This window comes from [Borrelia] tanukii, assembly GCF_030439725.2.
GTDB classification, from domain to species: domain Bacteria; phylum Spirochaetota; class Spirochaetia; order Borreliales; family Borreliaceae; genus Borreliella; species Borreliella tanukii.
Window position 1 is genome coordinate 1 of sequence record NZ_CP179581.1, and the last position, 12,884, is coordinate 12,884.

General features: G+C 32.9%; 15 protein-coding genes. 10 read left to right on the forward strand and 5 right to left on the reverse strand.

Going from position 1 to position 12,884, the window contains the following annotated elements:
- Positions 1-215 precede the first annotated feature (215 nt).
- Both QIA27_RS05235 and QIA27_RS05240 read left to right on the forward strand, forming a co-directional pair.
- Complete coding sequence (locus tag QIA27_RS05235; RefSeq protein WP_418906272.1) at positions 216-983, forward strand: hypothetical protein; 768 nt, start codon at positions 216-218, stop codon at positions 981-983.
- Positions 928-1,302 (forward strand): hypothetical protein, encoded by a 375-nt coding sequence (locus QIA27_RS05240; RefSeq protein ID WP_418906273.1) that lies wholly within the window; start codon positions 928-930, stop codon positions 1,300-1,302. Before QIA27_RS05235 ends, QIA27_RS05240 begins: the two co-directional genes overlap by 56 nt.
- Before the next feature lie 25 nt (positions 1,303-1,327).
- Here the strand turns inward: QIA27_RS05240 and bdr (QIA27_RS05245) are convergent, their stop codons facing one another.
- Positions 1,328-2,050, reverse strand: coding sequence for a Bdr family repetitive protein (bdr, locus tag QIA27_RS05245; RefSeq protein WP_418906274.1), 723 nt, complete (start codon positions 2,048-2,050; stop codon positions 1,328-1,330).
- Between the two features lie 627 nt (positions 2,051-2,677).
- Between bdr (QIA27_RS05245) and QIA27_RS05250 the strand changes: the two genes are divergently transcribed.
- Positions 2,678-2,899 carry a hypothetical protein gene (locus QIA27_RS05250; RefSeq protein WP_418906275.1) on the forward strand — a complete coding sequence of 74 codons (222 nt, stop codon included), beginning with the start codon at positions 2,678-2,680 and terminating at the stop codon, positions 2,897-2,899.
- A gap of 247 nt (positions 2,900-3,146) precedes the next feature.
- On the opposite strand, the gene bdr (QIA27_RS05255) is transcribed toward QIA27_RS05250, so the two are convergent.
- From bdr (QIA27_RS05255) to QIA27_RS05270, 4 genes are all read right to left on the reverse strand, one after another.
- On the reverse strand, positions 3,147-3,752 hold the full coding sequence (bdr, locus tag QIA27_RS05255) for a Bdr family repetitive protein (protein ID WP_418906276.1): 606 nt from the start codon (positions 3,750-3,752) through the stop codon (positions 3,147-3,149).
- 58 nt (positions 3,753-3,810) lie between these two features.
- Positions 3,811-4,347, reverse strand: coding sequence for a DUF226 domain-containing protein (locus QIA27_RS05260; RefSeq protein WP_418885589.1), 537 nt, complete (start codon positions 4,345-4,347; stop codon positions 3,811-3,813).
- Between the two features lie 154 nt (positions 4,348-4,501).
- Positions 4,502-4,894 carry a hypothetical protein gene (locus QIA27_RS05265; RefSeq protein ID WP_418906277.1) on the reverse strand — a complete coding sequence of 131 codons (393 nt, stop codon included), beginning with the start codon at positions 4,892-4,894 and terminating at the stop codon, positions 4,502-4,504.
- A 24-nt stretch (positions 4,895-4,918) separates the two neighbouring features.
- On the reverse strand, positions 4,919-6,220 hold the full coding sequence (locus QIA27_RS05270; protein ID WP_418906278.1) for a plasmid maintenance protein: 1,302 nt from the start codon (positions 6,218-6,220) through the stop codon (positions 4,919-4,921).
- Positions 6,221-6,746: 526 nt separating this feature from the next.
- Between QIA27_RS05270 and QIA27_RS05275 the strand changes: the two genes are divergently transcribed.
- From QIA27_RS05275 to QIA27_RS05305, 7 genes are read left to right on the forward strand one after another with little or no spacing between them, the layout of a single operon-like run.
- Positions 6,747-7,160, forward strand: a complete 414-nt coding sequence (locus tag QIA27_RS05275) for a hypothetical protein (protein WP_418885586.1) — start codon at positions 6,747-6,749, stop codon at positions 7,158-7,160.
- The gene (locus QIA27_RS05280) at positions 7,153-7,845 is read left to right on the forward strand and encodes a DUF261 family protein (protein WP_418885585.1); all 693 of its coding nucleotides are present in this window, start codon (positions 7,153-7,155) and stop codon (positions 7,843-7,845) included. Before QIA27_RS05275 ends, QIA27_RS05280 begins: the two co-directional genes overlap by 8 nt.
- Positions 7,845-8,207, forward strand: coding sequence for a hypothetical protein (locus QIA27_RS05285; RefSeq protein ID WP_418906279.1), 363 nt, complete (start codon positions 7,845-7,847; stop codon positions 8,205-8,207). Before QIA27_RS05280 ends, QIA27_RS05285 begins: the two co-directional genes overlap by 1 nt.
- 12 nt (positions 8,208-8,219) lie before the next feature.
- Positions 8,220-8,606 (forward strand): BBA14 family lipoprotein, encoded by a 387-nt coding sequence (locus QIA27_RS05290; protein ID WP_418906280.1) that lies wholly within the window; start codon positions 8,220-8,222, stop codon positions 8,604-8,606.
- 47 nt (positions 8,607-8,653) lie between these two features.
- The gene (locus tag QIA27_RS05295) at positions 8,654-11,290 is read left to right on the forward strand and encodes a right-handed parallel beta-helix repeat-containing protein (RefSeq protein WP_418906293.1); all 2,637 of its coding nucleotides are present in this window, start codon (positions 8,654-8,656) and stop codon (positions 11,288-11,290) included.
- Entirely contained in the window at positions 11,291-12,073 is a 783-nt protein-coding gene (locus QIA27_RS05300; RefSeq protein WP_418906281.1) for a hypothetical protein, read from the forward strand.
- Between the two features lie 9 nt (positions 12,074-12,082).
- Entirely contained in the window at positions 12,083-12,868 is a 786-nt protein-coding gene (locus tag QIA27_RS05305; protein ID WP_418885581.1) for a hypothetical protein, read from the forward strand.
- Positions 12,869-12,884 lie beyond the last annotated feature (16 nt).

Genomic DNA, 12,884 nt, shown 5'->3' on the forward strand with positions numbered 1-12,884 from the left:
ATATAATTTTAATTAGTATAGATATTTGCAAGTCACACACTTAATATCATTAGTCCATATATTAATTCCATAAGGCCTCATTTAATTCCATTAGTCCCATATTGAATATGGGCTTTTTTAAAAGTCCTAAAATTAATACCTTTTGGTGGTGGTTTTAATATTAAAAGTCCACACTTGGGGTTTTCAAAACTTGAAAACTTCGGTATAATATATATATGAAATTTGCTAAATTTTTTCTAAAATTCAAGCCTTCTAAGAATAAGGAAGAGCCACTTTGCGAAATTAATCCTAAAGAATTCATTATGATTAGTGAACATCTTATGAAGACTTCTAGCACAACTCACAAATTACTTGGAATTATTATGGCTTCCGGAATTCCATTATCTGATTTGAAAAATCAGAATATCAAAACCCCCTACAACTTCAAGTCCAATATACTTTCTTATGTGCTGGACAATGGCTTGATGTTGAAAACATATTCTTTAGTTCAATCTAACAAAATTTCTAGATGCATTGAAAATCTAAACAAAAGTGAATTGTTACCTATTAGAGCAAAAAAAATTAATCGTGTGGCAAGAAATATATTTGACTTCAATATAACTACCAAACAGCTGAAAATTGCCTATTCTTTGATTGTAAAGACCAAAGAAACGAAAGAAGATAACAAATATACCAAAAATCCAGGAAATATCCGACTAACTGAAAATCCGTGTATCCAAAATCTAGGTAAAAAACTAAACTACATTAACGCATTTAAGCCCGTCAAGCCCAATGCAATAAATCTAAGTACTTACAAAAATAGTATGAACGAAAATACATATACTATTGCAAATTTGATTTCTAATTTTTTTTCTGAAAATGAGCCTTGCAAAAATTTGCATAATCTAAAAACATACATTAATGCTAACTTAAGAAAATTAGGAATTTATGCAAATACAAGCACATTGCAAAACCGAATTTACAAAAACATCTTTTTTCTTTAATAAACGTGTTGAAAATTTTCATGAAAAATCATCAAAAAAAAATCATCAAAAAAAAATCATCAAAAAAAATCATCAAAAAAAATCATCAAAAAAAATCATCAAAAAAAATCATCAAAAAAAATCATCAAAAAAAATCATCAAAAAAAATCATCAAAAAAAATCATCAAAAAAAATCATCAAAAAAAATCATCAAAAAAAATCATCAAAAAAAATCATCAAAAAAATCATCATGAAAAATCATTATGAAAATCACTATGAAAATCACCGTAAAAATAATCATAAAAATCACCATGAAAAATCAAGCGAACATACTACCTAAGAACTATAAGATTTACTAATCGTTATTATTTGAAAAGCCCAGTAATTAGCGACATAACAAAAGGAACTACATGGGTTATCATAACGGGCAATACCACTACAGTAATGAAAATTGTAATTCTGTTACTTACATTAAGCTTTTCCAAAAAAATTTGATTATTAATTTTCATTTCTTTTGTAAGATTTTGTGCCAAATTATCAATCTTGTCATTTAAATTCTTTTCTACAGTATCAATCTTAGCGTCTAAGTTAGCTATATCTTTTTGCAAATTCTTTTCTACAGTATCAATCTTGGCATTGAGTTCATTTTTAACAGTATCAACCTTGGCATTGAGTTCATTTTTAACAGTATCAATCTTGGCATTGAGTTCATTTTTAACAGTATCAATCTTGGTATTGAGTTCATTTTTAACAGTATCAATTTTAGCGTCTAAGTTGGCTATATCCTTTTGCAAATTCTTTTCTACAGTATCAATCTTGGTATTGAGTTCATTTTTAACAGTATCAATTTTAGCGTCTAAGTTGGCTATATCCTTTTGCAAATTCTTTTCTACAGTATCAATCTTGAACTCAAGATTCTCAAACTTTATTCCAAATTGTTTTTCTAAATTTTCTAAATCTCTATACGTAAGATTATTGTGATAATATCTTTTAGATAAATCTTGAGCTATTAGTTGTTCCATGCCTAGTCGAAGGAACTCTTTATATATTTGCTCTTCAGTAATATTTGTTGTTGATACTAATTCCATAATCACTCACCTACTAAGTGTAGTATAACACAAATTACAGCCAAATAATAGTAAATTTTCAAAACTTGCGAAATCAACACACTCAAACTTTTGCTTTACCCAACACCAACATCCACAAATTTAGTATATTTAGGAACAAAATCCATAGTCACAATACCAGTACATCCCTCCCTATTTCTAGCAACTATGACCTTTATCAAGTAATCACAAAGAATACTCCACCTAAATTTCATAGAAACTATAGGTGGAGTATTCTTTGTTAATCTTTGATAAAAGTAAAGAAATGGGGGGCCGCTGCATAGACTGTGGAAAGCCCTTGACAGAAGAAGACTTCCCAAAATCAATACCAATAACACACTGGTCGTACAGCAGCGATGCATGTCCTGCGTGCAACGCGTTGTTCAAAGTTTCCTCTAAATGAACATCACGTAGCGTAATGATAGAATAGAACAAGATAACAAAAATGTCAACAATCAAGACATTATTTAACTAAAGTGAATTCATGCAAACTAATTAAAATAATTAAAAAATCCTAAATATTTTTCTTAGTTTAAAATCTCGGCTGTAGCGTGGATTTAACGCATTTTGGGGCTTGACATTTGAAAGCAAAAAAGGCATTCTTATTCTATGCACTACTACAAAACAGAACGCCATTATGCTACATATCATTTTACAGTTACAATACTAGAACAAGATAACAAAAATGTCAACAATACTAGAAAACTTTTTCGTGAAATTCTAAAAGAAAATTCACAAAAAACTGGAATATATCCTAGTAAGATTTTTCCTTATCTGAAAGGCCTTTCCAAGGCTCTAGAAATATGCCAAAACACAATAGTTGGCCTTTGAAGTACTACCTCAAGTATTTGGGTCGCCAAAATCGCTTAAAAGACATATTGGAGGTTTACGTGAAAAACTTGACAAAAACAATTGCTAAAAACAAAAAAAAAGGCTACCCTATTGTCATGGTAAAAGCTAATTTAGACAAAAATAAGGGAGGCCTAATTCTATGAACTTTTTAGTTAATTCAAGGATAGACAAAAATAACAAAATTGTCAACAACGCAAAAAAATACATTGTAAAAAATTACTAGTAATTACTGTTTGAAAAAACCAGTAATTAGCGACAAAACCAAAGGCCCTATAATAGCTATAGCAATAGGTACTAATATTATGGACACAATAGTTATTAATCTATTGCTTAAGTCAAGATTTTTAGACAACAATTGATTATTAATTTCTATTTTTTCCAGTAAAAATTGATTATTAATTTTTAGTTTTTCGTCAAGATTTTGTTTCAAATTTTTTTCTACATTATCAATTTTAGCGTCTAAGTTAGCTATATCTTTTTGTAAATTTTTTTCTACATTATCAATTTTAGCGTCTAAGTTAGCTATATCTTTTTGTAAATTTTTTTCTACATTATCAATTTTAGCGTCTAAGTTAGCTATATCTTTTTGTAAATTCTTTTCTACAGTATCAATCTTTGTATTGAGTTCATTTTTAACAGTATCAATCTTGAACTCAAGATTTTCTAACTTTATTCCAAATTGTTTTTCTAAATTTTCTAAATCTCTATACGTAAGATTATTGTGATAATATCTTTTAGATAAATCTTGTGCTATTAGTTGTTCCATGCCTAGTCGAAGGAACTCTTTATATATTTGCTCTTCAGTAATATTTGTTGTTGATACTAATTCCATAATCACTCACCTACTAAGTGTAGTATAACACAAATTACAGCCAAATAATAGCGAATTTTCAAAACTTGCGAAATCGACTGCGTACACGCAGATGGGGCGGGGGATTGATCAGATTACCAATTTGATCTAGTCTTTCTTCCCTTTTTTGCTTGATTTTTGCAACCCACTTAGTAATAATTCCTTCGGGCTGTAAATCTTTGGAGTAAAACTTGAACACTTCTTGTTCTAACTTCAAAATTTTCTTATACAATTTTCTAATAGACCGAATATTCCGGCCGTCAATGAAATAAGATATAGTATGAACATACATAAACACACTTCCCGTTTTGAACCTAAATTCAAGGTAATAAGCCTTATTGAAGGTTTTGAAATTTTTTTTAGAAAATCTACAAACAGAAACATAATCATTAAAAAACCTATTGTCCTTGATTTTTTTGTAGCCGTAAAAAATTCCGTAAAACACATCACCCTCTTTCAACGGGTACAAGTAAACTGCCTTTTTCTCTTTGTTCAACGTATTGGCGAAGAAAATTGCAAACATTTTTTTGCTGGCTCTCCAAGCCCACAAAACATTCATCAATCTTGTATGATACATGACTTTACCCTTCAAAATCTCTTTTTTGAAAAAAGTATGATTATGAAAAGGTATTTGATTTTTAGCAGTTACAACAACCTTTTTTTTAGTTGGTGTTTTTACTGGGCTTTTTACTACCCTTTTTATCCTAAAATTAATACATCACCCCTTTTTTTTAACTTCCACCTTGCCCCTTACCTGGCGATCCGGGAACTGCCGCAGCACCGGGAGCCTTCTGCAACCTACCAAGAAATATATCTTTGTAATCTTTGAAAATTCTGGCTAATATCTTCTTAAGACTAGCATATCTTTTTGCCTTACAAATATATTCAAGACCATCTACCTTCTCAATAGTAAATCCCAGTTTGTCATTGTATTTTTTCTGGATCCACTCATCCAAGAACTTGTAAACGTACTCGTAGTCCAAATCTTCTGGTTTCAAATGAGGAAAATTGACAATGTTTTTGTCCTTAGCTTTGTTTTGAATTTCCGTGCTCCTGTAAACATGCCAAATCTTGTCCCTTCTCAAGTAAAGTCTTCTTGCTAAATGTTTCATTCTTATTTTCATTTTACCTCCTAAAGCCACTTAGGCTCAAATTACTTTTTTACTAATTCCCAAACTATCAAGTGTAAGGCCTTTCAGAGACTTGAACCCCGAAGAATCCTTAACAATGCCTTTTGTATTTTCTCTTTCGTAAAGTCTTCTATGAGGCAGCTGCTGCGACTGCTGAAGCTGCGGCGGCGCGCCCCTATTTACATTATATTGCTGTTGATTTACCGAATCTGGTATTTGTTCACCAGACTGAACTTGGTTATTATTCAATTTCTCTAAACGCTCTCTACTACGATTTTCTCTTTCTTTAGCTTCCATTGCAAGCACTTTTTTCACATAATCATTAAGCTCGACCTTTTTACTTACAAATTCTGTGAATCGATCTTTCCAAATTAGATCATAATCACTAATAACCCCATCATTACGCTTCATCATCATCCAAACCTTGTACCGATATTCAGAAAATTGGTCTAAGAAATGCTCGAGTATATACTTTACTTTGACATCTTGATGATCGTCTAAAACCGTTTCCAAATTATTAAGCGCATTTTTGTAAGTTGATTCATTATTGCTAAGATCTTTTACTCGGTAAAGGAAATCTTTTGGGATGTCTCTTTGAATAAGTCGAGACTCTACGTCTTTTTTTTCAAAATTAATATTGTTTTTTTGAATTTTTGAATTAATATAAGAATTCTTTGAATTCTTATACTTAATATTACTTATATTAGCTTTATTAATAACAGGCGGCGACTCATGAGGCGACATAGTATTGACACGACTTTTACTGTGTTGACTGTGTAAACTAATGTCGCATGATTGTTCAAAAGTCCCAGAGGAATTTTTTTCTGAAACTTTGTTATCAAAAAACCTAAAGGATCTGGTATGCTTAGTATGATTTTGAAATTTGTTTTGGATATTTTGGAATTTAGAAACTTTGAACACCGCATTTTGAATGTTCCAGTCGAAGTCGCCTACTATTTTTTTGTTTGCAAGTTTTTCTTCAAGTAACGATACGAAATATTCCCAAATTATTTCTTTGTGGTAGGCTACAAATTGCATGTTCTGAATATAATGTGCAACACTTCCATGTCCTGTTTTGTCTTTTCCGAATTTTCGGAGTACGGTTTGAATTAGGCCAAGATCATTTAGAATCTTAATGTCTCGCTGGACAGTACGATTGCAAACAACCCTTTTTCCATCTTTTTCGAGAAGTTTTGCTACAATTCTGTAAATGTCACAAGCCGAATAACGCTCAACCCCGAATGTTTTTTTGTAGTCATTATTTTTTACGCTGATTGCCCAGTAGACTTTCAAAAGCCTTTTGTATGGGTTTATGCACATTTTTTTGATCAAAGACTCAACATAGGACACTTTTACAGTGTCCGTACAAGTCTTTTTATTGTTTTTTTCCACTAACTTAATAAGTAAGTTTTGGAAAGTGGATTTAGAATTGTCCAAATTAGCTTTTTTTATTAAAATATTTTTCATATTGTAAATATGAAAACCGATTCATCACTAGTGATGAAAGGGTGAAAGTCTGGTTGCACTTGCGACTAGACTTTTCTTTTTCTTTCCTCATCTATAAAATCAAAACTATGGGGAGGTAATTTTATGAAAAATCCTCTCACGAAAATATTATACAACAAATTGTGATTTTTGAAACAAAAAAAAAAGAAAAAAATTATTTGATTTTTTAGCAAAAACGATGTAGTATTTACAAAATCTAATACTGCGAAAGCACTATTAGATAATTTGGACTTAATAGTCTGAATTAGCTAAGTCATATTTTATTTATTTTGTTATACACGTGCAAAATGGGTGAAGTATGACTTTTTTTTGTAAAAAATTAAAATCTGATGGAGGGGATATGGCAAAACTAAAGAAAGTAAATATTGTAAGCGGCATAATAGCAATACTACTAATATCTATTTCTGGAATTGGCACATACGCTTTTAAAGGGATTCTAGCAGACATCAAAACTCAAGCGGCTAAGGTCAAGGCTGAAGTTTTCAAAGAATTTGAAATTTACTACAAATTTGTTAAGGCTGAAGTTTTCAAAGAACTCGAAAATTACTACAGCACTAGGATTAAAACCGAATTCGAAGAAATGAAAAATTCAGTAAAAGAAGATCTAAAAAGAACTACAGACTTCATCAACACTGTAAACAAAGAAAACTTAGCACAAGAAATTAGAAATATTTGTGCAAAAGAAACAATCAAAGCGCAAGAAATTCTAAGACAACAAATAAAATCAATGAAATTGGAAAAGCTAAATGAATAACAAAATGTTTTTGAGTATTTACAATTTTTTCTATAATCTTTTGAAAAATTATTTTCTAAAAAAGTATAAATCAGAATTATTAGAAAGTACACAGCACTACAAAAATTTAGAAAAAGTGACTTTCAAGGAAGTCGAAATTCACAGACTTGCAGTGCCTTTGCAAATGAAATTCAAAGAGCAAAACGAAATTATCTCTAAATTTGGGTGTTATTTCCTTTGCATTTTGTTTGTTGGCCTTGTAGTAAAAGAAATCAAAAACAATGTCGAAAAATGTTTCGATTGCTTTGAGATTGATTTACTTTTCAAAGGACTTGTAAGTAAAGGCTGCCTAAGGGGTGACAATGCGTTTGTAAATTCTCCAAACGCAATATTTGCAAACTTAGGTATTGACGAAGATATTTACTTTGACGAAAAACATTATCCGAGTTCTTACGTGCCTTTAGAATCGGATATTTTGATCGCAAAGTACAAAGACGAAAGTTCTAGTTTTTACCATTTTGTAATTGTTGCAAACGACCGGGAAACCGTAATTTGGGATTCACTTGGCAATTCTAAGGCCGTTTCTAACGGGTACATAGATTCTCTAAGAGTTTTCAAAATTCAAAATAAAGCACTAGTACAGCGCGTAAAGAACAGACTAGAATTTTACAATGTAAAATTTAGAAACAATTTGGAGGTAGCGTAATGAACGCAGTAAAAAATATCCATGAGCTGCTAGACGCAGTGGATGTAAAAAATGCACTCCTAAAAGGGTTTGAAAGCTCTTTTGGTAGAGAAAAATTAGACATAGTAAACGAAGGAATGACCTTCACAAGCTCGCTTTTAAGGTTAGTGTTTTTTTTGAAAGACAAAATCGAAAAAAGCAATGAGGACAAAGCTGCTGTTGAGCAAATTGACAAACGCTTAAAAGACACCATTGAGCTTTCAATACAAGCTGCCGAGGCTTACAGAAACTCTGGGGGTAGCTTTTGCGAATACAGAAAACTCATCAAGCTTCGAGACGAAGTTACAAAAAAAATGTTAAACGATTTACAAAACCAAGTTTAAGGGGGATTAACAATGGAAAAATTTAAAACAAAAATTGGTTTGATAGGTGTTTTTTGGGTACTCTTACTACTACTTTCTTGTGAATCAATACCATCGCTTCCTAAAAAACCAACACTAACAAATAAAGAAGATATTTCAAACCTAATTCTTGATGAGGCAGAACTTTTTAGATACGCAACTTCACTCAATGTTTGGCTTTTGTCTGTAAAAGCCTATGCTAACAAGTACCATGCTGGTGAAAAGTTTCCCATTTTTGAAAATTTTAATCCTGGGGTTGACGATGAAAATGAGCCCGATGACGCCAATATGCTAAAAAATCGAATCGCATACTATAAAAGGTACATAGAAAAAACGGAACCTATTGTATTCGATTGCTACAAAAAATACAGCAGAAGGTAAGGTAAACTAAATTGCAAGATCAAGTGGATGTAGTTCAAGAAATTAATTTGAAAAGTCCGGAAATTGGTGACGAAAATTCAGAAATCGCTGATTTAAGTCAAGTAACCCAAGAAATCTTAAATCCCAAAGAAGACACTTCAGAAAATTGCACTTCTTTGGGGCTTGATATTGTATTCTACACGGACGAGGGTCAAATTTTTGAACTTACCCCTTTTGTTGACACTACAAGCATTGTATTAGAAGAGAAAATAGTCGACCCAAGTCTAAAAACAGCAGCAAGCACGTTCAGCTTTAGTGTAAGCGGCCTATCAGAAGAATTTTTGAATTTCTTATTCTTCAGAAATGAAGACATTTTCGTAAAAGTAAACGACAACAATAAACCCGTTTTTAGGGGAATTCTAGAAAAATTTTTCAGCAGAGATCTGTTCAACAGTACCAAAAGTGTATCATTCACGGTTAACGACTACTCTAGCCTACTAAAGATTGCATTCGAAAATCCAGTTCAATTCCCAATCAATTTTTCACCAGACTGGCTTTTTGTATACAATCCTTTGGCAAAAGAGCTATCACTTGTCCACCTAATAATAGAAAAAACTAAACTAAAAGACCTTATTGATGATGATGCTAGCGAAGCAATACTTGACAAAGTCCCCGCCGTGATCATTGACTGTGGAGAAGATGTAGAAACTATTTTGCAAGCCTTGTTGTATGAATTCGGATACGCATACACTTTCTCTTCAATCGGCAAACTGCAAATTCTTCCAATTTGGAAAAGCGAAGTTATTACTAAAGAAATTGAAATTTGCACTGTAGATGCTGAAAGTTATGTTATGTCAAAAAGTAGCTCCAGTAGCTACGATTCAACTAAAGTTATTTGGAGAGAAGGCAAATTCCAAAGCAAAGAAGAAGCAATATCCAAAAAACGCCCACTCTACTCGGCACCAATCAATGTAGCTGGTAATGATGGCAAACTTTACGTTGCGGTACTTCAAAAAGGCGTAGTGTACCCCGATTTTGCAGACAAGGTCGGCAGCAGTGTTTTTCAAGAATACGATCCTAGTTGGCTAGACACAGTTTACAAATGGGACTTCAAAAGACGTGAAGTTTGGCACGACCACTATGCCATAAATGAACATTTAGCAATAATTTCAACACATAATCTTGAAGCAAGGTATAATGCCGACTCCTCCATCAACATTGAACATAAAGAATATTTCCCAACAAAAGCTAAGATTTGGTTTAGAAACACTTCTAGTAGTCAAGGCTCAAAATATATTCACCACTTTGATATCTACGGAGATGTTTTCTACACAATAGCTCAAAATGTACTTCAAACCGATAATGCCGATGATTTTTACTCTAAAAAGTTTGAATACACGACCAGATTTATCTTTTCCGAAGAGTCAGCAGTAAGACTTTTCGAATTTCTAACAAACTTACGTGTCAAAGGACACACTATTGTTAATTTTAGGTCAATGCAAAATCTAAATATAACCGATTTTGTCAAACTTAGGCTTGACAATATTGGGATTGATCATTTTTTCCTTATACTTTCAAAAAAAATTACTAATTTCGATCTAGATATCAAACTTTACGAATACGAAGGAATCACCTGGGGCGACTACACTCATTACGAATACCTTACGACTTCAACCAAAATAGGAATAAGCGACTATTTGTCTGGAGTGCACAAAGTTGTTATTGCACCGTTTAATTATGATGGGCCCGAAACTTACCAATTTAAAGCCTCCGGGTTTAAAGACGAAGATACGCTAAACACCGCAATTGAATTTGCAAAACAAGCCGGACTTAACAAGATCAAGCTACTTACAGGCGATTTTTACATTTATGGTCAAGTAAAACTGAACAATTTAGAAATCGAAGGCATCGAAGGCGATGACGAAGTTTTCATAAGAAGTACGGGTTTTTCTAAACATATTTTTGAATCAGAAAAATCATTCAGGCTTTCTGGAGTCAACATATGCCAACAACCAATGAGCGAGCTTTACATTAACGGAGGAGATCTAAATCAAGAAGAATTGTCGCCTTATCTGGAAGAAAAAAGCTTTACACAGCCCACTGCTGTGGTGCTTTGCTCATCATATTCAGTAAAAGAAGACGCTAGATCATCGGTCTATGTTACAGATGCAAACTTTGTGTACATCAAAAATGTCACATTTAAGTGCGCCTTGAACAAGGCACTGCATTTCAAAAAAACAAAAAAAATTCTACTTGAAGATGTAAATTTTGATTCTACAAATCAAAGCTTCGACATTGAAGATGTTTCCAATCTAACACTAATTAATGTTAGTGCCCAAGGCAGTAAAACTGCAGCGGTTTCAAATGGACTTAATGCAATAATTAGAGAAAGCTCATTTAGCAACAACACCGATGCACTCAGACTTTCTAACTTCTCAAGCTTGAAAATAACTGACACCCAGTTTAGTAAAAACACTGGTACTGCTCTTCACTTGGTAGACATTACCAGTGCAAGACTAAGCAACAACACCTTCACGGAAAATAAAGTTGGAGTTGAAAATCATGCTTTTGATTTAATCATGCGCGATACTTTTTTAAAAAATACACTTGCACTTAATTTGACAAGAAAATCGACTGCTGGGGTACGAACACTTGATCTTAGCACTTACACGGAAAATACTAAAGACAAACAGGAGGCCGCTTAGATGATAAGTGATGAAGATTTCGAAGAAATCAAAAAAAGACTTCAAGCCGACAATATCAAATTTCAATTTGGTGTTGGGACTATGGAAGAAGCAAAAAATTATGTTGGCAAACTTGGTGAGCCTATTGTTGTAAAGGACAAAGAATTATTTGCCATTTGCAATGGTCAAGACACTACTAACAGAAAATATTACCCCCTAAACAAGACTACTAAACCCCCTATTGGCGAAAATTTAGACGATTATCTCGAACATTTAGTTAACTGGTGCTTAGAAAACACTTACCCCGGATTCTTAACCACAGAATTTGCTAAAGAAGGCTCATTATCAAGAAGTAAACTGGTAAAAGCTTTCGAAGATACTAAAAAATTTTGTATTCCAGATGGCAGAAGTCTTCCTAGCGATTGTTTTGTAAGAGAAAAATTTGGGATATCTTATGCGCCCGATTTGTCGGGAAGATTCCTACGACATTACGATTCTGGTGGCGGAACAGACTCTTATGGATCAAGAAGTTTGGGCGGTACACAAAGTGACTCTTTTGAAAAACATATACATACTATTGACTATAGTAAATTGAACGACCTGGAAGGGAGACTTGTATCTAAATACTACTACATTGAAAGAGATGCTAATTGGTCTACAGGCAACACCAGTTTTGTTACTGGCTTAGATTGGGGCGATAGAATATACAGATGGGACTACCCTTCTTATACAGACTATGAAGGAAGTAGCGAAACACGCCCCAAAAATACATGTTACATTTCATTCTACAGATACGATTGGTAGGTAAAATTAATGATTACACAAGACGACTACATAGAAATCAAAAAAAGACTCGAAAAGACTAAAACTCGCATTCAATTTAGAAATACAGACAAAGTAGACTCGCTAGGATATGAGGGTTCTATTGGAGAACCAATTGTACTAAAAGACAAACTTACTTTTTCGGTATGTGATGGGAAAAGCATTGAAAACAGAAAAGAATATGAAATTACTAAAAGTGCACCACATTTAGGTTCACTTGGTGAATATCTAGAACATATGGTTTTGTTTTTTCTAGAAAAAACACCTGTTGGCGCTTTAACTGATAAATTCGCACAAGAAGGATCAATTCTTACAAGAAGCAAATTAATTCAGGCATTTACAAACACAAACAAGTTTTGTATTCCAGACGGTAGAAGTTTGCCAAGCAATTGCTATGCATATAAAGTTTTGGGGATATCTTCTGCGCCCTATTTGTCGGGAAGATTCTTACGGCACTACGACCCTAGTGGCAGCACCGACTCTTCCGGCTCAAGAAGCCTGGGCGATACACAAAGTGACTCTTTTGAAAAACATAGACATAATATTGACACTAGTAAAATTAGTTTTGAAGGCAGACTGGTAAAAAGTTATACAAAAATTTCCCGTGATAAGGACTGGTATTGGAATGCTGGACGAACTGAATTTGTTACCGAGCTTGTCTATGGGACATATCGAGTAACCGATGATCTTTTCATGCCTTTTACAGAAGAAACGGGTTATGAAGAAACAAGGCCCAAAAATACCTGCTATATCTCTTTTTACAGATACGATCTTTAGGAGAAGGAGAAAAAGT

Excerpts from the sequence above, each read along its gene's own strand:
- QIA27_RS05235 (WP_418906272.1), top strand. The coding sequence starts at position 216 with ATGAAATTTGCTAAATTTTTTCTAAAATTCAAGCCTTCTAAGAATAAG.
- QIA27_RS05240 (WP_418906273.1), top strand. The coding sequence starts at position 928 with ATGCAAATACAAGCACATTGCAAAACCGAATTTACAAAAACATCTTTT.
- bdr (WP_418906274.1), bottom strand. The coding sequence starts at position 2,050 with ATGGAATTAGTATCAACAACAAATATTACTGAAGAGCAAATATATAAA.
- QIA27_RS05250 (WP_418906275.1), top strand. The coding sequence starts at position 2,678 with ATGCACTACTACAAAACAGAACGCCATTATGCTACATATCATTTTACA.
- bdr (WP_418906276.1), bottom strand. The coding sequence starts at position 3,752 with ATGGAATTAGTATCAACAACAAATATTACTGAAGAGCAAATATATAAA.
- QIA27_RS05260 (WP_418885589.1), bottom strand. The coding sequence starts at position 4,347 with ATGTATCATACAAGATTGATGAATGTTTTGTGGGCTTGGAGAGCCAGC.
- QIA27_RS05265 (WP_418906277.1), bottom strand. The coding sequence starts at position 4,894 with ATGAAAATAAGAATGAAACATTTAGCAAGAAGACTTTACTTGAGAAGG.
- QIA27_RS05270 (WP_418906278.1), bottom strand. The coding sequence starts at position 6,220 with ATGTGCATAAACCCATACAAAAGGCTTTTGAAAGTCTACTGGGCAATC.
- QIA27_RS05275 (WP_418885586.1), top strand. The coding sequence starts at position 6,747 with ATGGCAAAACTAAAGAAAGTAAATATTGTAAGCGGCATAATAGCAATA.
- QIA27_RS05280 (WP_418885585.1), top strand. The coding sequence starts at position 7,153 with ATGAATAACAAAATGTTTTTGAGTATTTACAATTTTTTCTATAATCTT.
- QIA27_RS05285 (WP_418906279.1), top strand. The coding sequence starts at position 7,845 with ATGAACGCAGTAAAAAATATCCATGAGCTGCTAGACGCAGTGGATGTA.
- QIA27_RS05290 (WP_418906280.1), top strand. The coding sequence starts at position 8,220 with ATGGAAAAATTTAAAACAAAAATTGGTTTGATAGGTGTTTTTTGGGTA.
- QIA27_RS05300 (WP_418906281.1), top strand. The coding sequence starts at position 11,291 with ATGATAAGTGATGAAGATTTCGAAGAAATCAAAAAAAGACTTCAAGCC.
- QIA27_RS05305 (WP_418885581.1), top strand. The coding sequence starts at position 12,083 with ATGATTACACAAGACGACTACATAGAAATCAAAAAAAGACTCGAAAAG.